General features: G+C 58.4%; 26 protein-coding genes, 1 tRNA gene, 1 pseudogene and 1 riboswitch. Of the genes and pseudogenes, 11 read left to right on the forward strand and 17 right to left on the reverse strand.

The features are described from left to right. Window positions 1-20 precede the first annotated feature (20 nt). The 4 genes from ACXAGD_RS02045 to ACXAGD_RS02060 are packed head-to-tail and all read left to right on the forward strand — an operon-like array spanning window position 21 to window position 3,856. A complete protein-coding gene (locus ACXAGD_RS02045) occupies window positions 21-887 on the forward strand; it encodes an FAD binding domain-containing protein (protein WP_475208186.1) in 867 nt (288 codons plus the stop codon). Continuing rightward, window positions 884-1,363, forward strand: a complete 480-nt coding sequence (locus tag ACXAGD_RS02050) for a (2Fe-2S)-binding protein (RefSeq protein WP_475208187.1) — start codon at window positions 884-886, stop codon at window positions 1,361-1,363. The genes ACXAGD_RS02045 and ACXAGD_RS02050 overlap by 4 nt, the downstream gene beginning before the upstream one ends. Then, the gene (locus ACXAGD_RS02055; RefSeq protein ID WP_475208188.1) at window positions 1,363-3,618 is read left to right on the forward strand and encodes a xanthine dehydrogenase family protein molybdopterin-binding subunit; all 2,256 of its coding nucleotides are present in this window, start codon (window positions 1,363-1,365) and stop codon (window positions 3,616-3,618) included. Before ACXAGD_RS02050 ends, ACXAGD_RS02055 begins: the two co-directional genes overlap by 1 nt. Next, complete coding sequence (locus ACXAGD_RS02060; protein ID WP_475208189.1) at window positions 3,611-3,856, forward strand: MoaD/ThiS family protein; 246 nt, start codon at window positions 3,611-3,613, stop codon at window positions 3,854-3,856. The genes ACXAGD_RS02055 and ACXAGD_RS02060 overlap by 8 nt, the downstream gene beginning before the upstream one ends. Here the strand turns inward: ACXAGD_RS02060 and ACXAGD_RS02065 are convergent. Continuing rightward, window positions 3,853-4,560, reverse strand: a complete 708-nt coding sequence (locus tag ACXAGD_RS02065) for a lysophospholipid acyltransferase family protein (protein ID WP_475208191.1) — start codon at window positions 4,558-4,560, stop codon at window positions 3,853-3,855. The two genes, ACXAGD_RS02060 and ACXAGD_RS02065, sit on opposite strands and share 4 nt — an antisense overlap. A 143-nt stretch (window positions 4,561-4,703) precedes the next feature. Here ACXAGD_RS02065 and ACXAGD_RS02070 point away from each other — a divergent pair. The 3 genes from ACXAGD_RS02070 to lptF all read left to right on the forward strand — a co-directional run bounded on the left by ACXAGD_RS02070 (window position 4,704) and on the right by lptF (window position 6,554). Next, window positions 4,704-4,779: transfer RNA gene (locus ACXAGD_RS02070), tRNA-Trp, on the forward strand. A 285-nt stretch (window positions 4,780-5,064) separates the two neighbouring features. Next, the gene (locus ACXAGD_RS02075) at window positions 5,065-5,232 is read left to right on the forward strand and encodes a hypothetical protein (protein ID WP_475208192.1); all 168 of its coding nucleotides are present in this window, start codon (window positions 5,065-5,067) and stop codon (window positions 5,230-5,232) included. 182 nt (window positions 5,233-5,414) lie between these two features. After that, window positions 5,415-6,554, forward strand: coding sequence for an LPS export ABC transporter permease LptF (gene lptF / locus ACXAGD_RS02080; protein WP_475208193.1), 1,140 nt, complete (start codon window positions 5,415-5,417; stop codon window positions 6,552-6,554). Here the strand turns inward: lptF and ACXAGD_RS02085 are convergent. Further along, window positions 6,545-7,378 carry a LysR family transcriptional regulator gene (locus ACXAGD_RS02085; protein ID WP_475208195.1) on the reverse strand — a complete coding sequence of 278 codons (834 nt, stop codon included), beginning with the start codon at window positions 7,376-7,378 and terminating at the stop codon, window positions 6,545-6,547. The two genes, lptF and ACXAGD_RS02085, sit on opposite strands and share 10 nt — an antisense overlap. Window positions 7,379-7,479: 101 nt before the next feature. Between ACXAGD_RS02085 and ACXAGD_RS02090 the strand changes: the two genes are divergently transcribed. Then, window positions 7,480-8,070, forward strand: a complete 591-nt coding sequence (locus tag ACXAGD_RS02090; RefSeq protein WP_475208197.1) for an HD domain-containing protein — start codon at window positions 7,480-7,482, stop codon at window positions 8,068-8,070. Here ACXAGD_RS02090 and speB read toward each other — a convergent pair. From speB to ACXAGD_RS02140, 10 genes are all read right to left on the reverse strand, one after another. Next, a complete protein-coding gene (speB, locus tag ACXAGD_RS02095; protein ID WP_475208198.1) occupies window positions 8,067-8,909 on the reverse strand; it encodes an agmatinase in 843 nt (280 codons plus the stop codon). The genes ACXAGD_RS02090 and speB overlap by 4 nt on opposite strands. Continuing rightward, window positions 8,906-10,075, reverse strand: coding sequence for a carboxynorspermidine decarboxylase (nspC, locus tag ACXAGD_RS02100; RefSeq protein ID WP_475208199.1), 1,170 nt, complete (start codon window positions 10,073-10,075; stop codon window positions 8,906-8,908). Before nspC ends, speB begins: the two co-directional genes overlap by 4 nt. Before the next feature lie 105 nt (window positions 10,076-10,180). Further along, window positions 10,181-11,392, reverse strand: a complete 1,212-nt coding sequence (locus tag ACXAGD_RS02105) for a saccharopine dehydrogenase family protein (RefSeq protein WP_475208200.1) — start codon at window positions 11,390-11,392, stop codon at window positions 10,181-10,183. A 24-nt stretch (window positions 11,393-11,416) separates the two neighbouring features. Beyond that, entirely contained in the window at window positions 11,417-13,306 is a 1,890-nt protein-coding gene (gene speA, locus ACXAGD_RS02110) for a biosynthetic arginine decarboxylase (RefSeq protein WP_475208201.1), read from the reverse strand. Window positions 13,307-13,406: 100 nt separating this feature from the next. Continuing rightward, the gene (locus ACXAGD_RS02115) at window positions 13,407-14,489 is read right to left on the reverse strand and encodes a DUF1513 domain-containing protein (protein ID WP_475208202.1); all 1,083 of its coding nucleotides are present in this window, start codon (window positions 14,487-14,489) and stop codon (window positions 13,407-13,409) included. Between the two features lie 3 nt (window positions 14,490-14,492). Beyond that, window positions 14,493-15,503: an imelysin family protein gene (locus ACXAGD_RS02120; RefSeq protein ID WP_475208203.1), complete on the reverse strand. Its 1,011-nt coding sequence runs from the start codon at window positions 15,501-15,503 to the stop codon at window positions 14,493-14,495. Between the two features lie 3 nt (window positions 15,504-15,506). Then, window positions 15,507-16,991, reverse strand: coding sequence for a di-heme oxidoreductase family protein (locus ACXAGD_RS02125; RefSeq protein WP_475208204.1), 1,485 nt, complete (start codon window positions 16,989-16,991; stop codon window positions 15,507-15,509). 16 nt (window positions 16,992-17,007) lie between these two features. Next, window positions 17,008-17,493, reverse strand: a complete 486-nt coding sequence (gene bfr, locus ACXAGD_RS02130; RefSeq protein ID WP_475208205.1) for a bacterioferritin — start codon at window positions 17,491-17,493, stop codon at window positions 17,008-17,010. Further along, window positions 17,441-17,734 (reverse strand): (2Fe-2S)-binding protein, encoded by a 294-nt coding sequence (locus ACXAGD_RS02135; protein ID WP_475208206.1) that lies wholly within the window; start codon window positions 17,732-17,734, stop codon window positions 17,441-17,443. Before ACXAGD_RS02135 ends, bfr begins: the two co-directional genes overlap by 53 nt. A 127-nt stretch (window positions 17,735-17,861) precedes the next feature. Then, complete coding sequence (locus ACXAGD_RS02140) at window positions 17,862-19,133, reverse strand: imelysin family protein (protein ID WP_475208207.1); 1,272 nt, start codon at window positions 19,131-19,133, stop codon at window positions 17,862-17,864. A gap of 230 nt (window positions 19,134-19,363) precedes the next feature. On the opposite strand from ACXAGD_RS02140, the gene ACXAGD_RS02145 reads away from it, so the two are divergent. After that, window positions 19,364-19,897, forward strand: coding sequence for a ZrgA family zinc uptake protein (locus ACXAGD_RS02145; protein WP_475208209.1), 534 nt, complete (start codon window positions 19,364-19,366; stop codon window positions 19,895-19,897). An 83-nt stretch (window positions 19,898-19,980) separates the two neighbouring features. Continuing rightward, window positions 19,981-20,445, forward strand: a pseudogene (locus ACXAGD_RS02150) (2Fe-2S iron-sulfur cluster-binding protein); the annotation flags it as partial. A gap of 58 nt (window positions 20,446-20,503) precedes the next feature. Here the strand turns inward: ACXAGD_RS02150 and ACXAGD_RS02155 are convergent. From ACXAGD_RS02155 to nrdH, 5 genes are read right to left on the reverse strand one after another with little or no spacing between them, the layout of a single operon-like run. Beyond that, complete coding sequence (locus ACXAGD_RS02155; RefSeq protein WP_475208210.1) at window positions 20,504-20,890, reverse strand: pyrophosphohydrolase domain-containing protein; 387 nt, start codon at window positions 20,888-20,890, stop codon at window positions 20,504-20,506. Further along, window positions 20,890-21,861: a class 1b ribonucleoside-diphosphate reductase subunit beta gene (gene nrdF / locus ACXAGD_RS02160; RefSeq protein WP_475208211.1), complete on the reverse strand. Its 972-nt coding sequence runs from the start codon at window positions 21,859-21,861 to the stop codon at window positions 20,890-20,892. Before nrdF ends, ACXAGD_RS02155 begins: the two co-directional genes overlap by 1 nt. 11 nt (window positions 21,862-21,872) lie before the next feature. Then, entirely contained in the window at window positions 21,873-23,996 is a 2,124-nt protein-coding gene (nrdE, locus tag ACXAGD_RS02165) for a class 1b ribonucleoside-diphosphate reductase subunit alpha (RefSeq protein ID WP_475208212.1), read from the reverse strand. Then, window positions 23,978-24,391: a class Ib ribonucleoside-diphosphate reductase assembly flavoprotein NrdI gene (gene nrdI / locus ACXAGD_RS02170; RefSeq protein WP_475212466.1), complete on the reverse strand. Its 414-nt coding sequence runs from the start codon at window positions 24,389-24,391 to the stop codon at window positions 23,978-23,980. Before nrdI ends, nrdE begins: the two co-directional genes overlap by 19 nt. 15 nt (window positions 24,392-24,406) lie before the next feature. Further along, window positions 24,407-24,628, reverse strand: a complete 222-nt coding sequence (gene nrdH / locus ACXAGD_RS02175) for a glutaredoxin-like protein NrdH (RefSeq protein ID WP_475208213.1) — start codon at window positions 24,626-24,628, stop codon at window positions 24,407-24,409. An 82-nt stretch (window positions 24,629-24,710) separates the two neighbouring features. Next, a riboswitch (cobalamin riboswitch) is annotated at window positions 24,711-24,902 on the reverse strand. Window positions 24,903-25,224: 322 nt separating this feature from the next. Between nrdH and ACXAGD_RS02180 the strand changes: the two genes are divergently transcribed. Then, the gene (locus ACXAGD_RS02180; protein WP_475208214.1) at window positions 25,225-26,037 is read left to right on the forward strand and encodes a GNAT family N-acetyltransferase; all 813 of its coding nucleotides are present in this window, start codon (window positions 25,225-25,227) and stop codon (window positions 26,035-26,037) included. The last annotated feature ends 19 nt before the right edge of the window (window positions 26,038-26,056 follow it).

The following is a 26,056-nucleotide window of genomic DNA, read 5'->3' on the forward strand; positions in this document are numbered from 1 at the left end:
CAACAGGTGCGAGGTATTTCATGGATTATCACAGCCCCGCCAGCTTTGCCGAGGCGTCGGCACTGGCCGCAAACGCGACGGGCACCACACGATTTCTGGCAGGCGGCACGGATGTGCTGGTACAGCTGCGTTCGGAACTGGTGACGCCCGATACGTTGATCGACATCAAGAAAATCAATGGCGTGCGCGACATCACCCGCAACGCCGATGGCAGCTGGACGCTGGGCGTTGCTGCCACTGGTGCCGAAATGAGCGAGCATCCCGAGCTTGGCGGCGACTGGCCCGGCGTGGTTGAAGCGATGGATCTGATCGGTTCGACCCAAGTACAAGGCCGCGCGACGCTTACAGGTAACTTGTGCAACGGCTCTCCGGCGGCGGATTCGGTGCCTGCGATGGTTGCGGCGGGTGTGACGGTCATCGTGACCGGCCCGGATGGAGACCGTGCGGTTAAGGTTGAAGACATCCCCACCGGCCCCGGTAAGACGTCGCTGGCGAAGGGTGAAGTGGTTTCAGCCGTCAACATCCCCGCGAGGGGCGAGAATGGCGGTGACGCCTATCTGCGCTTTATCCCGCGCACGGAAATGGACATCGCTGTGGTCGGCGTTGGCGTGAACCTGCGTCTGGACGGCGACACCATCACCGAGGCGCGCGTTTCTCTGGGCGCTGTTGCCCCGACCGTTCTGCTGGTCGAAGACTGCGCCAAGGCCATCATCGGCAGCGCGCTTGATGACGCCGCGCTGGAGGCGCTGGCCGCTGCGGCATCCGCTGCCTGCAACCCGATTGATGACAAACGCGGTACCATTGCGTTCCGCACCGAGGTCGCCGGCGTTCTGGCCAAGCGCGCCGCGAAAATCGCCTATGCCCGTGCCAAGGGAGAAGACGTATGAGCAAGTTCCACGTATCCACCACCGTGAACGGGGACGCGGTTGAATACCTGTGCGACCCGCGCGAAACCCTGCTGGACTGTCTGCGCGACAAGCTGAGCCTGACCGGCGCGAAGGAAGGCTGCGGCACCGGCGACTGTGGCGCGTGCTCGGTCACTGTTGACGGCCGTTTGGTCTGTTCCTGCCTGATGCTGGGTGTCGAGGCGGACGGTAAGACCATCGAAACCGTCGAAGGCATCGCCGATGGTGACGTTTTGCATCCGCTGCAGCAGAAGTTCATCGAACACGCCGCCTTACAGTGCGGTATCTGCACACCGGGCATTCTGGTCGCTGCCAAGTCGTTGTTGGAGAAAAACCCCAACCCGACTGAAGAGGAAACCCGGTACTGGCTGGCAGGCAACCTCTGCCGCTGCACAGGTTATGACAAGATCATTCGCGCCGTGATGGAAACGGCGGAAGAGCTGCGGGAGGCTTCGTAATGGCACTCGACGATCGCAAATCGGAATTCACATTCGTCGGCACCCGCCCGAACCGCCCGGATGGGTTGGACAAGGTTACAGGCCGGGCAAAATTCGGCGCGGACATGTCTGCCCCCGGGATGCTGCACGGGGCGATCCTGCGCTCGCCACACGCCCATGCGCGGATCGTTAAGATCGACACCTCCAAGGCCGAGGCCTTGAAGGATGTCAAAGCCGTCGTCACCCGCGCGGATTTTGCCGAAGTGCCGTTCAAGCCCGGTCTGGAAGGTGAGTTTTGGAACGTGCTGGAAAACGTCATGGCCGGTGAAAAGGCTCTGTATGACGGTCATGCAGTCGCGGCTGTCGCAGCCACCTCAGCCTTGGCGGCGCGCGACGCTCTGAAACTGATCGAGATTGAATACGAGGTGCTGCCCCACGTCACCGACGTGGACAAGGCAATGGCCCCGGACGCGCCCGTGATCCGTGAGAGCGCTGCGGATTATTCCGTGCCCAAGGGGATGCACCCGAACGTCGTACGGTACCACGAAAGCGGTCATGGGGATGTCGAAGCCGGGTTTGCCGAGGCTGATCTGGTCATCGAAGACAGTTTCACGACCGAGGCGACTCATCAGGGCTATATCGAACCCCACGCCTGTCTGGGTATGCTTGGCAATGACGGCAAGGGCGAGCTTTGGTGCACCACCCAGGGCCACTGGATCGCGCAGAAAACCTGTGCGGCGCTGCTGGGGATCGAAACCTCGCAGCTGCGCGTGACCGCATCGGAAATCGGCGGTGGCTTTGGCGGCAAGACGACTGTGTTCATCGAACCCGTAGCTTTGGCGCTGAGCCGTAAGGCGAACCGCCCGGTGAAACTGGTCATGACCCGGTCCGAGGTGTTCCGGGCCACCGGTCCGACAGCCTCGGCCTCGATGGACATCAAGATCGGGATGAAGAAGGACGGCACGATTTCGGCCGCGCAGGGCGTGTTCCGCCTGCAGGGTGGGGCCTTCCCGGGGGCGCCGGGTGACTTCACCGCGATGTGCGCCTTTGCGCCTTACAACCTAACCAACGTCAAACAGGTCGGTTATGACGTAATGTCGAACCGCCCAAAGCAAGCGGCCTATCGCGCGCCTGGCGCTCCAATGGGGGCCTTCGCGGTTGAGTCGGTGATTGACGAGCTGTGCAAGAAGCTGGGCCTCGACCCCTTGGATGTGCGCCTGAAAAACGCCGCTCACGAAGGCACCAAGGCCAGCTATGGCCCGCGCTACGAACGCATCGGTCTGGTCGAAACGCTTGAGGCCGCTAAGGCTCATCCACACTACTCTGCCCCGCTGAAACCGGGGCAAGGGCGCGGGATTTCCTGCGGGTTCTGGTTCAACCATGGTGGCGAGACCTCGGTATCGCTGGCCCTGTCCGAGGATGGCTCGGCGCAGCTGATGGTCGGCACGCCTGACATTGGAGGTTCGCGCGCATCGATGGCGCTGATGGCGGCCGAAGTTCTGGGTATTCCCTACGAGAACATCCGCGTCACCATCGCCGACACCGCAACGCTGGGCTACAACGACGTCAGCCACGGCTCGCGCGTGACCTACGCGTCGGGTCTTGCCACGATCAAGGCGGCAAAACACGCGGTCGAGAAATTGTGCGAACGCGCAGCAGCTGCTTGGGGCATCCCGACAGATGCGGTCAAATGGGAAAACGGCTGTGCTGTGCCTTCGGGCCCAAATGCTGGTGATTTCGACCCGCGCCCGCTGGCGGACATTACCGCTCATATGGGTTCGACCGGTGGTCCGATCTCGGGCCATTTCGAAGCGACCCCCGAAGGGGCTGGCGTGTCCTTTGGCACCCATATCGTCGATGCCGAGGTTGACCCGGAAACCGGCAAAACCAGCGTCACCCGCTACACGGTCATTCAGGATGCCGGTAAGGCGATCCACCCGACCTACGTGGAGGGCCAGTATCAGGGCGGCGCGGCGCAGGGCATCGGCTGGGCGCTGAACGAGGAATATATCTATGGTGAGGACGGCCGCCTGCAGAACTCGATCTTCCTCGACTACCGCATCCCGGTCGCCAGTGATTTGCCGATGATCGACACGGTGATTGTCGAGGTGCCCAACCCCGGCCACCCATTCGGTGTACGGGGCGTGGGGGAAACCGGCATTGTACCGCCTCTGGCCGCCATCGCAAACGCGGTGTCGCACGCTGCGGGTGTGCGGATGAAGCAACTGCCGATGTCCCCGCCGCGCATCCTTGCGGCGCTCAAGGACAATGGTTGAGGTCCACCTCTGGTCCGGCCTCCGGTCTCTGACCGGGGGTCAGCAGGTGGTCGAGGTTGAAGCCAAAACCACCGGCGAGCTGTTGCGGGAGCTGGTGCGGGTTCATCCGCAACTGCAAGGCCCGATTGATGCAGGTGTTTCTATCGCTATAGACGGACGGGTCATCGCCAGCAGGTTGACCGAACCAATCCCCGAAGGCAGCGAGATCTACCTGATGCAACGCCTGAGGGGCGGTTAGGCCCTGGGCGACCAAGGTTTGCGGCCGACCATCTGGTCGGCTTCGGCGGTGATATCGTTCATGTGCTGCTCAAGGTTTTGGCGCAGCTCTTCGATCTGTTCTTCCGAGGCCTTGCGCGGTACAGTTTCCGTCCACTCGCGGCAAAGAAACACACCCTTGTTGCGCCAGGGGCGGGGCATCAACAGGCGGTCCCATGTGCCCGCTTCGCTGCCATACTGCGCAGAAAAGGTTATTCCGAACACCCGTTTGCCTGACGTGCGGGCCCAGACCAGAGGCACTGTCGACAGCACTCGTTCGGGCCCGCGCGGGCCATCGGCGGCGATGCCGATGGAAATCCCCTGCTTCATTTTGCCCAGTACTTCGCGCGAAACGGCAACGTTGCTCTTGTGTTTGCTGGCCATGGCAATCGTGTCCATGCCAAACAGTTTCTGAACCCGGCCCACCATGCTGCCTGCCCGTGCAGAGGAGGTGATTGAGCAGATGCGTCCCTTGTCCAACGGGAAGAAATACGGTGACTGCGCCAATCGTTGATGCCACAGCACAACGATGACCGGTTCACCCTGTTCAGCCAGCTGGTCCAGTTCCTCATACCCGATGCGCTGCCATTTTGTGTTGCGGTTGACCATCCGGATATAGCTCGCAATCCGTCGAGCAGCCCAATTCAGAACAGCTTCGCTGTCGGCGATTCTTTTGCGAATGCTCACGGTTGGGGTCCTTTGTTCTGACCAAACCGTGTCTTATAGAACTCAACGCTGCACGCAACTTGTTTGTCATGCGGATAAGTCGCACGGAATCTGAAAAAGCCTCTTGAGTCCGTCGCGCGGCTGGCATATCTGAGGCGCACCTTAGGGGTATAGCTCAGTTGGTAGAGCGACGGTCTCCAAAACCGTAGGTCGCGGGTTCGAACCCTGCTGCCCCTGCCATTCCTACAATGAAAACCTAGAATCGGCGGAAACCTTGTGAATTGCGCTCGTTCGTTGGGTGCACGACTGCAGGCTGCTTAATAGCAAATATCGGATCGCTGTGGTCAGACGAGCGAGGATTTTCGAGAGTTTGGATGTCTGTGAAAGCTTTTCAGAGCCCATGCGCCGAGCCTGCCGTAAGGTTAACCCGGTAAGAACACACTGTTTTACTTGATTTATTCGGTTTGTGTCAAAATACTGGCGAAAGTTTGTCGACTTAGCGATATCAAGTGTGAGGTGGTAGTGATGGCGTATGGTGAAGGTTCAGAACTGACGGAAGACCAAAAGAAGTGGGCCGAATGGACGATGCATCCTAAGAAGCGTAAGCTCAAACTAACCGACTATGCGTCTGTCGTGGTCATTGCTGCGTCTGTCGTTGTCGTGACCGGTGTCCATCACTACGTGATCTTCTAAGTAATTCAGAAATAAAGAATTTTGATTTCTACCCACATTGTTTTTGTGGGGTGAAGTTCGCAATCTCACTTTGTCCTGACAACGTTCTTCCCGCGCCCTGCTGTCAAGGGGTCAATCCCGGTTTCCTACGCTAGTAGAATGGCATATGGTCCTGCCCACAACAGACAGGCGGAAGAGGGTTCATGTCGCGCTTTGATGGTTATTTCCTGCGGCAACTGCTGATTCTGTTCGGCTTTTTCACCTTGGTTCTGGTGGGGGTGTTCTGGATCACCCGTTCCGTCAGCTTGTTTGATCGCGTGATCAGCGGCGGGCAATCGGCCATGGTGTTTCTGGAATTCACCGCTCTGACCTTGCCGACGCTGATCCGCACGGTGATGCCGATGGCGGTGTTTGCGGCCGCCGTCTATGCCACCAACCGCCTTAGCCGGGAAAGCGAGATGACGGTGATGTTGGCCACCGGCTCAAGCCCATGGCGTCTGGCGCGGGCAGTTGTTCTGTTTGGCCTCGTTGCCGGTTTGATGATGGCCGTCATCAGCGTTTTTCTACGCCCGGCCTCGGTCGAGCAGCTTGAACAGCGTCAGGCCGAAGTTGCCGGTGACGTCACGGCGCAACTGCTGAATGAGGGCGAGTTTTTGCATCCCGCCTACGGTGTCACGGTCTATATCGGCGAGATCGATCTGGACGGCACGTTGTCTGAAGTTTTCGTCTCGGATCGACGTGATCCATTGAACCCGGTCAGCTATTCATCAAAGACCGCTTATCTGGTCAACAACGGTACCGGCATCCATCTTGTGATGCTGGACGGGATTGCGCTGCGTCTGGATCAACTGGGTTTGACCTTGTCCTCGACCCTGTTCGAAGATGCCTCGTACGACATTTCCGAGTTAACCAATTCCAACGACATGGCCAAGCGCAGCCTTGAGGCCATTCCAACGATCGAGCTTTTGCAGAACCGCGAGGCCATCACCGCCGCCGAAGCGTTCACCGAAGGCGAATTGATCGATGAGTTGCATCAACGGTTTTCCTGGATTGCCATCTGCGTTGCGGTCGCTCTGGCCGGGTATGCAACCTTGATGCTGGGCAGTTTCTCACGATTTGGGCTATGGCCACAGATTCTGGGCGCCTTTACCATTCTGGTCTTGCTCGAGGGCGTGCGTGGCTTTGTATCACCCGTTGTGATTGATGATCCGAAACTGTGGGGTTTGCTGTACCTACCGGCGGTTATCGGCATTGCCATCTCGTGTCTGTTCCTGCTGATCGCAGGACGGCCTCTGATACGTAGACGGCACAGGGATGCACCGCGGGCGCTGTCTCAGGCCTGATCCGCCGCGCGCAGGTCGGTCAGGCAAGTCAGGATGTCTTCGGTGGTGGCGCTGCTGCGGCGGGTCACCAGAAACAGGGGCAGCATCAGGTCAATGGCTCCGGCCACCGGGATTAAATCTCGCGCTGACAGGTGATCCCGTATGACATATTCGGGAAAGTACCCGGTTCCGCCCCGTCGCAGAACATAGCGCAGCGCCATTAGGCAATTGCCCAGAAACACGGTCTGTCCTGCCGCTTTTCGCGCTGCTGAGCGCACGTGATCCTGATACACCTCACCTAGTTCGAGGTTGATGAAAACTGGGGCATCCGTGGCAGGGGTTTCGACTAACAACAGGCGTTCGGGGTTCAGCTCGTGAACCTGTACGCGCGGGTCAGAAGGTTGTTCATGGGTCAGTGCCGCGTCCAGAACATGAGTGGCGACCGCGTCAACCATATTCAGATCGTGGTCATAGTTCAGCGTAAGCAGCAAATGCCCAAGACGCTTTTCGAACCGGACGGCCAGATCAACCAGCAAAGGGTCCCAGATGCTCAGCTGTGCACCAAGGCGCAGGGCAACCCGGTTCTGCGTTTGCGCGGGCAGGTCGTGCGAGGCGAAGGACCACAGTGACAGCATCTGTTCGGCATAGGGCCGAAACTGACGTCCGAAATCGGTTAGGCTGGTGCCCCCGGCGCCACGTGTAAATAGTGGCTTGCCAGTTTCCTCTTCGATCAGACGGATACGCGCGCTGACAGCCGTCTGGGTCACATTCAGCTTGCGGGCGGCGGCGTGAAAGCCGCCGGTCTCGGCCACACACAGAAATGTCTCGATTGCCTTGAGTTGCATATCGAAAGTATTTTTTCATCGAGGTGATAAAATCAATTCATTTTTTTGCGCTCCCTGTTTGCGGTAGCCTGCCCCCAACACATGAGCCAAAGGAACGCGCGATGCTGGACAAAAGCCACAAACCCACTTGGACCAGTTTTGAAGAGGCCACGCAGGCCGACTGGGACGCCGTCATGGACTATGAGGAGGAGTTCAATGCCGCTCTGCCTGATCGGATCCTCGATGCGATCCGTTCTTTGGATGAGGAATGGACGCCTTATCCAGTGAATCGCTATCAGCACTCGTTGCAGGCCGCGACGCGTGCTTATGAAGACGGCGCGGAAGAAGAGCTTGTCGTTGCGGCTCTGATCCATGACACCGGAGATATCCTGTCGCCCTACAATCATGGTGAGTTGTCCGCGGCGATGATGAAGCCTTACGTAAGTGAGAAAACCCACTGGATCCTAAAGCACCACTGTGTGTTTCAGGGCTACTACTACAATCACTTCCTTGGTGGAGATCGCAACGCACGAGACAAGTATCGCGACAGCCCCTATTGGGAGGACTGCCGCTATTTCTGCCACGAATATGATCAGAAAGCGTTCGACCCGAGTTACCCGACCAAACCTCTGGAGTTCTTCGAGCCCATGCTGCGCCGCGTCCTGAACAAGGGCGAGGGCCATATGGAGTTGAACGAAACGGCTGAGGGTTAACAGGCCGCCATCAGGCGATAGACGATCTGTGCTGCAGTGAAGTCCCAGGCGGCGTTGCCGTCCGGGGCTAGCTCCACCACGTCGAAGCCCACACATTTGCGGCCCTTTAGGGCGTGCTCGACTAACCGCAGCGCCTGATAATAGCCCAAACCGCCCGGCACGGGTGTTCCTGTGGCGGGCATTTGGGATGGGTCCAGACCATCAACATCAAAGCTGACATAGACCAGCTCGGGGAAGTCCTCGGGCAGGTCGACAGCGTGGATGTTGCCGGTGACCAGTTCCTCGGCATCCACGTGGAAGACGTGGTTCTTCAGGCGGCTTTTGGCTTCTTCGGTCGAGAACGCGCGGACGCCGAACTGAGCAAGACGGACACCTTCCTCGGCCAGCAGATGCATGACCGAAGCGTGGGAGTGTTTCTCGCCTTGATAAGCGTTGCGCAGGTCGGCGTGTGCGTCGATTTGAACGATACCAATCGGTTGGTTAAGCGCCCGCGACACACCCATGACTGCACCGTAGCTGAGCGAATGTTCCCCGCCCAAAGTGACCGGCACTTTACCCGCACGTACGGCGGCTTCGGTGCGCTGGGCAAGACGTTCCATAATCTCGGACAGTGACGCGTCACAGTCCACAGGCTCTTCAGTGAAGATGCCTTCGACACAAGGCTCAGCGTGGCCAGTGATGCGTTCCAGCTCATTGCTGGCCTCGATGATGGCTTCGGGGCCTTTGGCGGTGCCCGAGCCATAAGAAACCGTGCGTTCCAGCGGGACTGGGATCACACGAAAGCGCGCATCTTCAGAGCGCTCGGATGCGGTCAGTTCACTGTCGAGGAAAATGCTCATGAGAGTCGGTCCTTAAAGTCGTCATAGCCGAACTGTTTGATGATTTTCAGCTCGTCCGTTTTGCTGTTCCACAAGGCGATGGTCGGCAGGGGAACACCGTTGAACGTGTTGGTCTTGACCATCGAGTAATGCGCTTGATCGAGGAAGGCAAAGCGCCGACCGATTTCCAGTGGTTTGCCCCACGTGTAGTCGCCTATTACGTCGCCGGCGAGGCACGAGGGACCGCCCAGCCGATAGGTATGGCCCACCTCGGCCTCGTCCATCAGGGCTGGGCGATAAGGGGCCTCAATCACGTCGGGCATGTGGCATGTGGCCGAGATATCGGTGATCGCGAGGTTCATGCCATTGGTCGGCAGGTCGAGGATTTCGCCGACCAGAATGCCTGCGTCCAAGGCGATGGCCTCGCCGGGTTCGAGATACACGTCGACGTTGTATGTTTCGCGGATGGACTTGATGAAAGCCACCAGCCCGTCGCGATCGTAGTCGTTGCGCGTAATGTGGTGACCGCCACCGAAGTTCAACCATTTGAGCTGGCCTAGGAAGGGTTTGAGTTTCGGTTCGACGGCTTCCCACGTACGTTGCAGCGGCTCGAACCCCTGTTCACAAAGTGTGTGCATGTGCAAGCCGTCCACGCCGGTCATAGTCGCGGTGGTCAGTTGGCTGACCGGCGTGCCAAGGCGCGAGCAGGGGGCACAGGGATCGTATTTTGGTATCTCACCTTCGGAGTGTTCCGGGTTAATGCGCAGGCCGATCTGAACACTGGCGGATTGGGCTTTTGTTAGAAATCGATCCTTTTGCGCTGGAGAGTTGAAGATGATGTGGTCGGACAGCGATAGGATTTCGTCCATGTCAGCATCTTTGTAGCCTGCGCAGAAGGTGGCTACTTCGCCGCCGTATTCTTCGCGGCCCAGACGCGCCTCGTAGATGCCGCTGGCGCAGGTGCCACCGAGATGTTGGCGCACCAGTGAGGCCAGTGAGAACATGGAAAAAGCCTTGAGGGCGCTCAACACATGAGCGCCGGACCGGGTACCGATATCGGCAAGGATCATCAGGTTCCGTTCTACAGCCTTTTCATCGACCACAAAACAAGGAGTGGGCACACGGCAAAGGTCGAAATTGCGGAAGGCACCGGCGTCGCCGGCCTGCGTGGTCATCATATCGGACATGTCCGGCGTCTCCGTTTGTGGGAAGGCCGGGGAGCATTGCCCACCGGCCCCCCGGGATATTTTTGGCCAGATGAAGCAGGGCGGTCGCGCTGACCGCCCGAAGGATCAGAATTCGACCGGGCCGTTGAGTTCGTGGACCTGCCAGGGCAGGCCGTGTTCATTCAGCATGTCCATGAAATCATCAGGGTCGAGCTGTTCCATGTTCCACACGCCCGGCTTGGTCCAATTGCCCTTCAGCACCTGCGCTGCACCGATCATCGCGGGGACGCCAGTGGTATAGCTGACTGCTTGTGAGCCGACCTCGGCGTAGCACTCTTCGTGGTCGCAGATATTGTAGATGTAATAGGTCTTCTCGCCCGAACCGTCCTTGGCCTGACCTGTGGCGATGTCGCCGATGCAGGCTTTGCCCTTGGTTTCCGCGCCAAGATCGCCGGGATCGGGTAACAGGGTTTTCAGGAATTGGATCGGGATGATTTCCTTGCCGTCATGCATCACCGGATCGATGCGGGTCATGCCGACATTTTCCAGCACCTTGGCGTGTGTGATGTAGGCATCGCCGAAGGTCATCCAGAAACGCGCGCGTTCGATTTCGGGGAAGTGGGTCGAGAGCGACTCCAGTTCCTCGTGATACATCAGGTACATGTTCTTGGGGCCGATGGCGGGAAAGTCGAATTCGACCTTATGGGTCATCGCAGGAGAGTGTTTCCACTCGCCACCCTCCCAGTGACGCACTTCGGCCAGTACTTCGCGCAGGTTGATTTCCGGGTTGAAGTTGGTGGCAAACTCCTGATCGTTCGAGCCGCCATTGGCATCCAGCACGTCGATCTGGCGGATCGTGTCGAGCTTGTGTTTCTTCAGCCATTTAGCAAACACGCTGGTCACGCCCGGATCGAAGCCGGAGCCAAGGATAGCGGTCAGGCCGGCCTCTTTGAACCGCTCTTGATAGGCCCACTGCCAGTGGTATTCGAACTTGGCCTCGTCCTCGGGCTCGTAGTTCGCGGTGTCGAGATAGTTGATACCGGCCTCAAGGCACGCATCCATCAGCACCAGATCCTGATAGGGGAGGGCGAGGTTCACGAGGATTTCGGCGCCGGTTTCCTTGATCAGCTTAACCGTGTCTTCGACCTTGTAGGCGTCCAGTTCGGCGGTTGCGATATCAACGCCCACACGCTCTTTCACCGCTTTGGCTATGGCGTCGCATTTTGCCTTCGTGCGGCTGGCCAGAGTGATCTCGGTAAAGATGTCCGAATTCATCGCCATCTTGTGCACCGCGGCGTGGGATACGCCGCCTGCGCCGACAACCAGTGTTTTGCCCATGGGGTAATCTCCTCTCACAGGGGGTTATTCGTAATAGGTGTAGCCGTTGATCGAGTCGCGATAGGCGCTCATCAGGGTTTTGCGGTCTTTGGCTTTCAGAGTACCGGTCGAGATCGCCTCGTCCACCATCTTGCGGAAGGCAGCGACGCAGTCCTGCGGGTCGAACTCGACATAGGACAGGACCTGGCTAATCGTATCGCCCTCTTGTTCGTGCAGCAGGTCGAACCCGCCATCGGCGCGCAGATCGATAGTGACCACGTTCGTGTCGCCGAACAGGTTGTGCAGATCGCCGAGTGTTTCCTGATAGGCGCCGACAAAGAAGACGCCCATGTAGTATTCTTCATCCTCAGGCAAGGAGTGCACCGGTAAACTGGGCGAGACACCGTCGGCCAGAATGAAACGGTCGATCTTGCCATCGCTGTCACAGGTAATGTCGGACAGAACTGCGCGGCGGTCCGGTGTCTGGTTCAGGTTTTGCAGCGGCACTATCGGGTGCAGCTGGTCAATGGCCCAGACATCGGGAAGGGATTGGAACAGCGAGAAGTTGCAGTGGTAGATGTCAGCCACTTTCTCAAGCTGGTCGTCGACATCGGTTTCCAGTTCATCGCTGGCCGCCAGCGCCTTGATCCGGGCCATCAGCGACAGGTAGATGCGCTCGCCCCGGGCCATCTGGCGCAGATCGACATAACCGCGGCGGAACAGGGCGCGCAGCTCATTGCGATAGAAATTGGCGTCGTTCCAGCATTCCTGCAGACGGTCGCAGGACAGGTATCCTTGAACCGCTGCCAAATCCGACAGGATATGGTGATCGTCTGCCTCAACCGCCGGAGCCGTTGCCGCGTCATACAGTGTGCTTTCCAGCACGTTGAACACCAACATCGAGGAAGTCGCAACGACCGCGCGGCCGCTTTCGGTAACCAACGTTGGGTGCGCGACTTCGGCCTCATCCATGGCATAGGCCACGGTTTCGACCACGTTGGCGCAATATTCCTCGACCGTGTAGTTGATCGAGTTTTCTGCTGCCTTTTTCTCACCGGTATAGTCCACGCCCATGCCGCCACCGAGGTCCAGATGGGTCAGGGCTACGCCCTCGCGTGTCAGTTCGGTGTAGTAACGGCAGGCCTCACCCACGGCGCGGCGGACGTCGTTCACGTCCTGTACCTGCGAGCCAAGGTGCGAGTGCTGCAGCTTTAGGCAATGCAACAAGCCCGCGTTCTTCAGTTTGTCGATCGTGGTGACCAACTGGTCAGTGTTCATACCGAAAGCCGAACGGTCGCCTGAGCTTTCTTCCCACTTGCCGCTGATCTGGTTGGTCAGTTTAACCCGTACGCCGATCAGGGGTTCAATGCCCAGTTCGTTATAAACTTCGATCACCGTGTCAGTCTCTTTCGGACTTTCCAGCACGATGACCGTGTTGAAGCCAATCTTGCGGCTGAGGATCGCCAGTTGGATGAACTCGGCATCCTTCACGCCGTTGCAGACGATCAGCGCCTCGCGTGACAGACGGTGGGCGAGGGCGATGACCAGTTCAGGCTTGGAACCCGCCTCGAGCCCGTATTCGTATTTTTTACCAAACTCGACGATCCGGTCGACGACTTGCGCCTGCTGGTTCACCTTGATCGGGAACACACCACGATACTGGCCCTTATAGCCGACTCGGGCTATGGCATCGTGAAAACTCTGGTTCAGATGCGCGATCTCATGCTCCAGATAAGAGCTTACGCGCAGCAGCATCGGAGCCTTGATGCCCCGGTCGTCCAAATCGTGCAGAATGCCGGGCAGGCTGATCGCATCGGCTTCGGGCGCCAAAGGATTGCGCAGACCGATCTCGCCATCCTCCGTCACCTCGATGAGGCCTTTGCCCCATTTTTCAACCCCGTAAATAGAATGCGGTGCGTCGGGCGTCTGTTTCAATCAAGTCGGTCCTTAACGTAGGGGTGCCAGTTTAGCGCCCGCCAATACGGCAGCAGTTTGATTCGTCCAAGTGTAATCTATGTGACGGGGTTTGCCGAATTTATGCGGCCGGGTGAATTGGGATCAGATGATTGTCCCATTGGCAGTTTGGTCGGGCAGAAATCTCGACCTTTGCGTTCAGTTCTCCGACGATTCCAGTGCCTGTGGTGAAGACGAAACCAGTGGGTCCGGGACCCAGCCCGCAGACGTCTTCCAGCGTAAATGCTCCGGCAAGCTGGCCGCTTTCTATGTCGAACCTGTGCAGCGCGTTGCCACGTGGGCATGTGATCGCAACGGTTTCACCGTCGCCTGAAAAAGCGATGCTGCCGGCATAGCCTTGCAGAGCGCTTTGGTCGGTGTCGGGCGCCGACAGCAGGCGCGGAGATTCACCGCGACGGTGCAAACCCAAAAGCGGCGGATGCTGAGTTTTGTCCCCCTGCCATTGCATTGCAAACGCCACCAGCCCGTCCCGGCGCAGGGCCAGATGACGGATCGAATTCTTGTGCAAGGCCTGCGGCAGTTCCACCTGCTCCAGAACGGTACCGTTCAGGTCTAAATAAGAGAGGCGCGGTTGCATGGTCGGCAGGTTCAGTTTTGTGCGGCCCATGTCGGGGTGGGTTTCGATACCGCCATTGGCGATGACCAACGTCTGACCGTCGGGCATCAACCGCATATCATGCGGGCCAACGCCTCCTGATGGAAATTCGCCCAAACGTCTGTAGTCGGCAGTGTCCCAAATGCCGATCACGCCCTCTCCGGCTTCATAGTCGTTCTCGGTAGTGAAAAGCCGGGTGCCATCGGGTGAAAATACGCCGTGGCCAAAGAAATGGCGACCTTCGGGGGCGGTCAGTCGGGTGAGCTCGGTGCCTGTGGCGCAATCAATGACCAGCGCGAAGGTACCCGGTCGGCGGGCGAAGGCCACCGCCTGTGCGCGAAAGGGGTGGGCCGCCGCCGCATGGCCCCGCGCGGGCAGGGGCAGAGAAAACAGGATGTCGCCAGCCGCATCCAACCCGGCCAGACGATAGCTGCCATCCGGGAACAACGCCGCTGCAAGATAATCCGGTGCGCCGACCGAGGCCCAACCGCGTAGCGGCGCTAGGCTACTGGCGGCAAGTCCGGCCAGAAAATGTCGGCGGCTTGGCATGGATCAGTCCCCGTCCAATGAGTTGAACCCGGCACTGATGCCCAGTGTCGGGCCAAGCTCGGTCGATGCGATCTGGCGGATATCGTTGATCGACTGCTGCAACGCCTCGACCCGGAACCGACCTTGCGGATCGGCCACGCCTGCGAAAGCCGGATCATCCAATGCCTGCGCGCGGGTGATAGCCTTGTCGAAGCCGCTATCTAGGTCTGCCGCGATCTCGGGGTGATCTTCCGACAGGTGCACCGCCAGGTCGCGCAGTGCAATCAGGGACAGCTCAACATGGCGCAGGGATCGTTCCGAGCGGCGTGCTTCGGCGCGGTTGGGGCGCGGACGGTCGTAGGTACCCATCGGGCGGCCAAGACGGGTATCGCCAGTGAATTCCAGACCGGTGACCAGCGCCTTGTACAGTTCTTGCATCGCTTCATCGCCAGACCGATAGGGGCTGCTATGGCCCGGTTGCGTCAAGGCCAATGCGTAGCCGCCCCAATCCTCGTCCATCGCCTGGGCGTTTTGATCGATATCGGTGGCGATGGCTTGTATCAGCCCGCAGCGATAGGCTTTGCTGCCCTGATCCGCAAAACGCGGGTCATAAAGCATCTGTTCCAGCGCAAAGAACCCACGCCCTGCGATTGAGGTCTCGGCAAAGGCCTGAGGGGTTTCGATGGCGTTATCTTCGGACGCAATCAGACCGGACAGGGCCTTGGGTGTGAAGCCCTTGGTATCCGGCCAGAAGGCCAGCGCAAAGGCCCGGTCGCCAGTTTCTGAGGGACCAAACCGCAGATGGCTAATCGAAATCCAGCCGTCAAAGGCCGAGTGGTAAGCCGCGCGCAATTCGGGCGAGGCAGCAGTGCAATCGGTTTGTGCCGCCTGCGCCAATGCTCCGGTTGCGTCGGAAAGCGCAGCAAAACCCGGCAAGATGTGTTCCTCGACGGTTGCGGTCAGGATCGGGCCGCGATCCTGCGCCATCGCAGAGCAGGGCAGCGTCAAAGCGAGGGCAAAAGCAAGAATACGCATGGGTCAGAGGCTTTCTAGGAAACGGATCAGGGCGTCGCGGTCGGGTTTGGGCATCGCCACAACCGTATCACGGGCGGCTTGGGCCTCACCCCCGTGCCACAGGATGGCCTCAAGCAAGGTTTCCGCGCGGCCGTCATGCAGAAATTGGGTATGGCCCGAGACCTGCTGGGTCAGACCAATCCCCCAGAGCGGCGGCGTACGCCATTCACGCCCGGTTGCACGGGCTTCGGGGCGGTTATCGGCCAGCCCCTCACCCATGTCATGCAGCAACAGGTCGGAATAGGGCCAGATCAGCTGAAAACTGTGCTCAGGCCGGTCTTCCATACGGTGGGTGACAAAGGCCGGTGTGTGGCACGAGGCGCAGCCGGTGTCGTGAAACACCTGCTTGCCGCGCAAGACCTGCGGGTTGTCCGCATCCCGGCGTGCGGGAACGCCCAGATTGCGGCTATAGAAGGCGACCAGATCCATACCCAGCTGATCGACTTCAAACACGCGGTCATCACCATCACCATGCGGGGCATTTACGCATTTCTCCTGCGCATCGGTACAATCACCATGGCCCGCAGGGTAGAGCGGGCTGGATATGCCAATATCGCCTGCAAAGGCCGCAGCCGATTGCTCCATGATAGTGGGCATCCCCGCTTTCAGGCCAAACCGGCCCATCATCGGCGCATCATATTCCTTCGACCAAACGATGTTCGGACGACCGGAAATGCCATCTCCGTCGTTGTCATCGGGATCGGCATTGGCTAGCAGGTCTTCGACCGGTATCGCCTCGAGCAAGCCCAGTCCGATCATCTGTGGTGCCACGCGCGGGCTGAGCATGGCATCGGGGTGCAGCGGGCCGTAGCCCAGATCCGCCGCCTGATAGGTCGGCTTGCGCAGAGTGACTGTTTCGCCATCGGACAGGGTCACGGGTACATCTTCATAGGTGATGTCCAGCCGGTATTCCGCAGGGTGGCCGGGCAGGGCCAGGTCCTGCATCTGGCCGCCGTAATTCGGCTCGGGCTGGGTGGCGATATAGTCTTCGATCTCTTCAAAGCTGTCACCGCCCGGGATCGAGATGCGCAGGAACATCGAGGTCGCATTGTCGCCGGGTCCGGCCGGCGTATGGCCGCGCCCATCCTTGATATGGCAGCGCTGGCACGAACGCGCGTTGTATAGTGGTCCCAGCCCGTCTGAGGCCAAAGTGGACGCTGGGGAAGACACCCAGATTTTCTTGAACAATCCGTTGCCGACCTTGAAGTCCAGCTCTTGCTCAAAACTCAGATTGCCGGAGGGTTGCGAAAACGCATCGGCATCGGTGCGGGCGCGGACAGTGGCGGCCCCGGCGGGCAGGTCCTCGAACCGTTGCGGCACGCTGAAGTCTTCGGGTGCCACGATTACGTTGGCAATCCGGGCACGCTCGTCCTCGGTTCTGGGTTCGAAATTCAGGTGGAGGTCCTGCAGGTCTGCTGCAAGGGGTGGGGTGGCCGCAAGGGCGGCCACCGACAATGCAACGAGGCTATTCGCCCTCGTCCATTTTCGATGCGTTGAGTTGCGCATAATTGGCTTCGCCAATCCTTTCGTACAGGTCGAGCTGCGTTTCCAAGAAATCGATATGACCTTCTTCATCCCTGAGCAATCCCTCGAACAGCGACATAGAGACGTAGTCGCCTGCTTCGCGGCAATACTCTCGCGCCTCGGCGTACAACGCACGGGCGTCAAGCTCTGCGGCGAGGTCGCATTCCAGTGTTTCCTTGGGGGTCTGACCGATTCTCAGCGGGTCAAGCTTCTGCAGATTCGGGTGACCTTCAAGAAAGATGATCCGCTCAATCAGTTTGTCCGCGTGTTCCATTTCTTGAATGGATTCTTCGCGGCTCTTCTTGGCCATGTGGACCAGGCCCCAATCCTCCTGCAGGCGGTAGTGCAGCCAATACTGGCTGACGGCCGTCAACTCATGCCGCAGAGATTTGTTGAGGTATTCTATGGCTTTGGTGTCGCCCTTCATCTGCTTTCTCCTGTGTAGCCCCGGTGCGCAGTGCACGGAGTTGCATGGGTACTTCCAGACTATCGTTCGATCGCATCGTGTCTAAGAAAAGCGGCATGCAGCCGCCACAATCGGCTGATTTCCCGAGAGCGTGATAGACCTTTCCAGGGGTAATTATCGCTTGCGCGTCTGCAGTCCGCATCCAGTCGATTGCGGCACGGATTTCATGGTCAGTTATATTCGTGCAGTGACATACGATCATGGCGATTCTAGGCTCGGTAGGTTTCTTACTTTTTTAGTAAGTTATTCTCTTTGCGTCCAGTCACAAACTTGCGCGGTTAGAGTAACCGGAAGCATGTAATTGCCCATGCTTCCGGCCGGAGGTAAGTTTATTGGAAGACTGCGTCAGGATTATCCAGGCTGTCCGAACCTTCAAACTCGATCTGGTCCAACTCCAACGCGTTAACAATCCGCTCGATGGTTTTTGTCTGATCAACCAGCCCGTTGACACCGCCCATGATCAGCAGTTCGCCACCTTCATTGCCGCGTTCCAGCATCTGGTCATAAGCAAAGCCAGCTTCGGCGGTAGATTTCAGCAGACCCAGCGCCTGCATGGTGTTGGCCAGTTTGACCTTCATTTCAGCGTCCAGCGACGGATCGGAGGCGATCACCAGATCGGACAGCGATGCGCCGCTGACCGGAGTGCCGTCGATGCGGGTGTAGCTGCCCAGATACACGTTTTGAACGCCAAGGCCATCGTAGTAGTGGCTGTTATGAGTGTTGTCCGAGAAGCAATCATGCTCTTCCTCGGGGTCGTTCAGCATCAGGCCCAGGCGCATCCGCTCACCAGCCTGTTCGCCATAGGACAGCGAGCCCATGCCAGTTAGGATTGCGCTTACGCCTGCGGTTTCATCCGCGGACAGCGCGGCGCGTGCGTCGCCACCCTCGGCCCATTGTGCAGCCATCCACTCCAGGTCGCTGACCAGCAGTTCGGTCGCTGCGTTCAGGTACTGGGCGCGGCGGTCGCAATTGCCACCGGTGCAGCCATCACCCTGGACATAGTCGGTATACGGACGATTGCCCGCGCCGGCACCGTGGCCGTTCATGTCTTGTCCCCACAGCAGGAATTCGATGGCGTGATAGCCGGTTGCGACGTTTGCTTCGATCCCGTCGGCCTCATGCAGGGTTTCGCCCAGCAGTGCCGGAGTGATTTCGCTGGCGTCAATGGTTTCACCCGACAGCTCAAAGCTGGGGTTGGCGATCACGTTCAGCGCTGCGAATTCGTTTTCGTCGGTCGGACCACCGTAAGATGCGTCGACATAGTCGATCAGGCCTTCGTCCAGTGGCCATGCGTTCACTTTGCCTTCCCAGTCATCAACGATGGCGTTGCCGAAACGGTAGACCTCGGTCTGCTGATAGGGCACGCGCGCGGCCACCCATGCGGCCCGCGCGGCGTTCAGCGTGGCATCCGACGGCTCGGCGATCAGGGCATTCACAGCTTCTTGCAGAGCCTTCGCCGCGATCAGGCTGTCATCGTATTTGGCTTCGGCAATGTTTGCGTAGGTGGTCAGAACATCAGCTTTCGACGGGGCGTCAGCTGCAACGGCTGCGGATGCGATGCCAAGGGTCAAAACGCTGGCGGCGGCAAAAAATCTGGTCATGGGGTGACACTTTCTTGTCAGAAACAATTTCACAGGCGCCGCCTGGGCGGCGTATACGGCGCAAAAACTGAGTGATTTAGTCAGCCATGTCAACCTGAGTTTTATTATCAGGTAAGTTAACCCTTACCCTCCCCAGATCTGGTGGGGGTGCTCGGTCTGGGCCGAGATTGCGCCGATTTTGAAACATATTAAAATAAACTGTGTGATTCCTTGGTAGGTGGTGCCTGTTAATGAGAAGCGTAGCTCTCGCCCTGACTTTGATCCCGACGGCTGTTTTGTCGCAGATGCAAGTTGGGATTGAGCATGAGCATGGCACGGGTCGTCTGGACATAGCGGTCTCAGAGGGCGAGATGTCCTTGTCGCTGGCTGTGCCTGCTGCAGATATCATCGGATTTGAGCGTCCGGCGCAAACCGACAACGACCGGGCCTTGGTTGCCGGAGCAATCTCAGATCTGTCCAAGCCCCTGGAGTTGTTTGCCCTGCCGGAAGACGCGGCGTGCTTCACGGCAGCGGCCAATGTGACTTTGCTAGCAGAAGGGCTTGGTCCGGAAGTTGACGAAACGTCGGCGGCAGATCAGGAACATCACGCCGAGTTTCAGGCCGACTATCAGATTCAGTGTCAGTCGATGGACGTGATTGAAGTCATCGGTTTCGCCTATTTCGAGCGGTTCCCGAATGCCCGGAAGTTGGTTGTGAACATAGACCGGTCCGGTGAGGTTCAGATGCACGAGGTCACACGATCCATGCCGGAACTGCCTTTGTAGGAGGGCTGATCTGCGTCCGCTTCCAGACTGTTTGGCGAGTTTTCCCGCGCAACAACCTAAGGCCTTAGCTTTGAAGCAAAATCTTGATGCTGGGGTTGATGGCCCCTGATTACCTTGAGCGCGAGGTTTACTGCTGCGGCCCTGAGCCCTTCATGCAGGCTGTGCGCGACGCTCTGGCCGGTCTTGGCTTTGATATGGACAACTACCATCAGGAGAGCTTTGGCGCGCCGGTGGAAACCGAGGCGGATCAGCCTGAGTTGGATGACGTTGTCCTCGACGATGACAGCAGCGCTGAGATCCTGTTTGCAAGCTCCGGCGTGACTGCCAAGGTCACTGAGACCGATACGGTTCTTGCCGCCGCCCGTTCGGTTGGTCTGAACATTCCGTCGGGATGTACTTTCGGTGTCTGCGGAACCTGCAAGGTCAAGAAAACGGCCGGAGAGGTCCACATGGTCCACAATGGCGGGATCTCCGAAGACGACATCGAGGCAGGTTACATTCTTGCCTGCTGCTCAAACCCGATCGGCAAGGTTGAAGTCGAGGTTTAGGCGGTTTGCATTCGAAACCGCAGCGTGGCTGACGCTTGCTGCGGTTTCGATGCGCTGACTATGTCCGCTGCAGAATGCGGGCCAGATCGGGCCGCCGGAAGTCCGGCCCTTTCAGCACCTTGCCGTCGTCACGCAGAACCGGCCGCCCATCGGCACCGAGTTTGGACATGTTCGACGCGTGGACCTCTTCCATCGCATCCTGCTTGAAACCGTGCAGGCCAAATTCGAGAAGCGTGCCGTCGAGCACGTACTGGATGTCGCAAAGCGCATCCAGAACTTCGATCAGATCACCAGCCTCAACTGCAGTACGCAGCTCGGCCACTTCCTCTTCAAGGATCGCCAGCCGCATCTGCGCGCGCTCCTCGGGGATCGACGGGGCGTCAACGACCGGAACGTCGAACGCCGCGTGCCATTCTTTGACAATTGCGAGGGTGTCCTTCGGCATCAGAAGTCCCAATCCTCGTCTTCGGTGGCGACCGCCTTGCCAATGACATAAGAAGAGCCGGAGCCCGAGAAGAAGTCGTGGTTTTCACTGTCGGGGCTAAGTGCCGCCAGAATGGCCGGGTTCACTTCGGAGACTTCGGGTGGGAACAGGGCCTCGAACCCGAGGTTCTGCAGCGCCTTGTTGGCGTTGTAGTGCAGGAAGACCTTCACGTCCTCGGTCAGACCGATTTCGTCATAGAGCTCCTCGGTGTACTGGTTTTCGATACCGTAAAGCTCAAACATCAAGCCGAAGGCATAGTCTTTCAGCTCCTGCTGTTCCGCCTCAGACAGTTTCTCATAGCCCCGCTGGAACTTGTAGCCGATGTAATAGCCATGCACGGCCTCATCGCGGATGATCAGGCGGATCAGGTCGGCGGTGTTGGTCAGCTTGGCACGGCTGGACCAGTACATCGGCAGGTAAAAGCCGGAATAGAACAGGAAGCTTTCCAGAAACACCGACGCGATCTTGCGTTTCAACGGGTCGTTGCCGGGGGCATAGGTGTTCAGGATGGCCTCGGCCTTGGCCTGCAGGTGTGGGTTTTCCTCGGACCAGCGGAAGGCCTCGTCGATTTCCTTGGTCGAACACAGCGTCGAAAAGATCGAGGAATAACTGCGCGCGTGAACCGCCTCCATGAAGGCGATGTTGGTCAACACGGCCTCTTCATGCGGGGTCACTGCGTCCGGCATCAGGGCAGGCGCGCCGACGGTGTTCTGGATCGTGTCCAGCAGGGTCAAGCCGGTGAAAACGCGGATGGTCAGTTGCTTTTCATGGTCCGTCAGAGTGACCCAGCTTTGGATGTCGTTGGACAGCGGCACTTTTTCCGGCAGCCAGAAGTTCACCGTCAGACGGTTCCAGACCTCAAGGTCTTTGTCGTCGTCCAACCGGTTCCAGTTGATCGCGCGGGGGATCTTGGTTTGGATCATGTCTTTCATTTTCGTTCCCCTTACAAACTGCAGGATACGCAGCCCTGCACTTCGGTCCCTTCAAGGGCCTCCTGGCGCAGGCGGATGTAGTAAATGGTTTTGATGCCCTTCTTCCACGCGTAGATTTGTGCGCGGTTGATATCGCGGGTGGTGGCCTCGGCCGGGAAGAACAGGGTCAGCGACAGGCCCTGATCCACGTGTTCGGTGGCCGCGGCATAGGTGTCGATCAGTGCCTCGGGGCCGATCTCGTAGGCATCGCGGTAGTATTCGAGGTTGTCATTGTTCATGAAGGCCGCCGGGTAATAAACGCGGCCAATCTTGCCTTCTTTGCGAATCTCGATCTTGGACACGATCGGGTGGATCGAAGAGGTCGAGTTGTTGATGTAGCTGATCGACCCTGTTGGCGGCACGGCCTGAAGGTTGCGGTTATAGAGGCCGTGTTTCATCACATCGGCCTTTAGCGCCGCCCAGTCTTCGCGTGTGGGCAGGGCGATGTCCTCGAACAACGCCTTCACCCGCTCGCTTTCGGGCAGCCAATCGCGGGTGGTGTATTTGTCGAAGAAGGTGCCCGAGGCATAGTCGGATTCCTCGAAGCCCTTGAACGACGCCTTGCGTTCCTGCGCCAGATCGCAAGAGGTGCGGATCGCGTGATAGGCCACGGCGGCAAAGTAAACCGACGTGAACTCGACACCCTCGGGCGTGCCATAGTGGATGTGTTCGCGCGCCAGGAACCCATGCAGGTTCATCTGCCCCAGACCAATCGCGTGGCTTTCGTCATTACCGCGACGCACCGAGGGCACCGAGTCGATCGCCGACATCTCGGACACGGCAGTCAAAGCGCGGATCGCAGCTCCGACAGTGCGACCCAGATCGTTGCCATCCATGGTCTTCGCGATGTTAAGCGACCCGAGGTTGCAGGAGATATCCGTGCCCAGATGCGCATAGCTGAGGTCATCGTTGAACTCGGATGCTTCATTGACCTGCAAGATTTCGGAACACAGGTTCGACATGTTGATCCGCCCCGCGATGGGGTTCATCCGGTTCACCGTGTCCTCGAACATCACATACGGATAGCCGGATTCGAACTGCAACTCGGCAATGGTCTGGAAGAATTCACGCGCGTTGACCTTGGATTTACGGATGCGCTTGTCATCCACCATCTCGTGGTATTTCTCGGTGACTGAGATTTCCGAGAATGGCACGCCATGAACCTTTTCCACGTCATGCGGCGAGAACAGGTACATGTCGGCGTTCTTCTTCGCCAACTCAAAGGTGATATCGGGGATCACCACGCCAAGGCTTAGCGTCTTGATGCGGATTTTCTCGTCCGCGTTCTCGCGCTTGGTGTCGAGGAACCGCATGATATCTGGATGGTGCGCGTTCAGGTATACTGCCCCGGCCCCCTGCCGCGCGCCCAGCTGGTTGGCGTAGGAAAAGCTGTCCTCCAACAGCTTCATCACCGGGATTACGCCCGAGGACTGGTTCTCGATCCCCTTAATCGGCGCGCCGTGCTCGCGGATATTGGTCAACAGCAAGGCCACGCCGCCGCCGCGTTTGGACAGTTGCAGGGCCGAGTTGATACCGCGCCCGATGCTTTCCATGTTGTCTTCCAGCCGCAGCAGGAAGCACGAGATCAGCTCACCGCGCGACGCTTTACCCGCGTTCAGGAAGGTCGGCGTGGCAGGCTGGAAGCGGCCTTCTAGGATCTCCTCCATGAAGGACATGGCCAGCGCCTCATCTCCCCGCGCCAACGCCAGTGCGGTCATGACAACGCGGTCCTCATAGCGTTCCAAGAATCGCTGTCCGTCACGGGTTTTTAGCGTGTACGAGGTATAATACTTGAACGCACCCAGAAAGGTCGGGAACCGAAATTTCTTGGCATAGGCCGCATCCCAGATCTTGCGCATGAAGTTCTTGGAATACTGGTCCAGCACGGCCTCTTCGTAATAGCCTTCGGACACCAGATAGCCCAACTTTTCATCCAGAGAATGGAAGAACACGGTGTTCTGATTCACATGCTGCAGGAAGTACTGCCGCGCGGCCATGCGGTCGGCTTCAAAGCGGATCTTCCCCTCACCATCATAGAGGTTCAGCATCGCGTTCAATGCGTGATAGTCCTGCTCGTTTACGCTGCTGTCGAGCATAGATGTCTCCATAGTTTTTCAAGCCCGGCGCGGACGCGGGTGATGTCAGTGTCGGTGCCTGCAAGCTCGAACGAATAGAGCAGCGGCACGTTGCATTTTTGGGCGATGATGCGACCGGACAGGGCGTAGGTCGCACCGAAATTGCGGTTGCCTGTGCCGATCACCCCTATGATCCCGGAACGGATGGCTGGGTCATTCAAAAAGCGGATCACCTGTTTCGGCACTGCACCGCGCCCCTCGCCATCAGCGTAGGTTGGGCAGATCAGAACATAGGGTCCTTTGGGGTCAGGCAGCTGGTCCATCCCGTTCGGTATGCGGAAAGAGGTCAGGCCCAGCCGCGTCACAAAGCGGTGGGTGTTTCCGGATTTCGATGAGAAATAGACCAGCGCCGGGATCGGCGTGGCCATGGATTAGGCCAGTTGTGCGATCATGTCCGGGCGGAAACCCGACCAATGATCACTGCCGGCCACAACGACAGGTGCCTGACGATATCCCAGCTCGGTCACATGGGACATGGCGCCGTCGTCCTGGGTCAGATCGATGACGTCATAGGTTATGCCTTTAGCGTCCAGCGCACGGGTGGTGGCAGTGCATTGTACGCAGGCGGGTTTGGAATATACGGTAATGCTCATTTGTCCTCAGTCCCTTTAATCAAAGCCGAGGACGCCATGGGCAAACAGGCCCGTCAGACGCCCCCGAACCCTCCGTTCGTGGTTATCATTCACGCTTGCGGCAGGTCTCCTGGCTTGCGGATCATCGTTCGGTCTGGCCTTCCCAAAAGCGTGCTTTCAGTGGCGTAGTCAGCCGAACTCTCCGCTTACAGTTGCGGGGGCAGCGCCGGAATCTCACCGGTTTCCCTCTTAGCTTTCGACAGGAATCGAAAGAACCGAAGCAACACCATATTGGGTGTGGTGGGATTTGATTGTCAATATATAGATCGACGGGCTGGAATTTTCTTTATGGCTTGATCAAGTTTACGCGAGTCAGCAGATATCGGCCAGTACGCATTTTAGTCGTTTCAACGCGTCTTGTGTTTCCTCGCAGTGACGGTTTCTTGCACTCTTAGCCGCAAGGATAACGGGGAAGCAGTGAGGGTGGTTTTCCAAGTTCGAAACCGCTGAGGCACTTGTGGATAGGAGCAGAGTAATTTACGCAGAAACCAGCTGAGTAGCTGTCATTTCGTCAAAGGCTTACCACATCAATCCCTATCATCTGTCGGTGTTGCCCTATGACTTTTGAACTCACCCAATTTCGATGCGAACACTTAAACCCGAGTGTCGAACTATCTGCGGCCGTAGGCTGGCCACATCAGCGTAAAGACTGGGAGATGCTGTTGCCCTTTTCGGAGGGCGTCGTGGCTACCAAGAGTTATGGGCTGATAGGCACAGCTTTGAGATCTGACTTCGGGCCGGAAATGTCGACGATTAACATGGTCATCGTTTCGGAAGACCAACGAGGACAAGGGCTGGGTCGCTCCTTGGTCACGTCATTGATCGAAAAAGAAGAAAGACATATCCGGCTGGTGGCTACTGTTTCTGGCAGACCACTCTATCAAAAACTCGGTTTTCAGGATGTTGCATACATTGTTCAACATCAGGGGATCGTTGGCAAAGCACCAGGCATTGTAGGGGCGCAAGACGCAGAGGCAGATGATCTGAAAGGCGTTATCGAAGTTGAAAATCGAAGCTTCGGAGGAGACCGGGCGGCATTGGTCAATTGGATGGCCTCGAATACACGCATTTCAGTCATGCGACGGAATGGCAAGGTGTCCGGGTATGCGGCTTGTCGACCCTTTGGACTGGGATATGTTGTCGGCCCTGTCGTGGCGGACAGTGTCCAAGACGCACAAGCACTGATCGCACGCCATCTGACAGGTCTTGTCGGCCAGTTTGTACGTTTGGACGTCATGCGAGAGAGTGGTCTGTCCCCTTGGTTGATTGACTTGGGGCTGATGCGTGTCAGTCAGCCACCTATCATGCAGCGGGGGGAGATGCCTCTCTCGCCGCAGCGCTTAGCGCTGTTTAGCCAGGCTCTGGTATGAGGTTGCAATGCCCGCTCCG

This window comes from Ruegeria sp. ABF4_144, assembly GCF_056160045.1.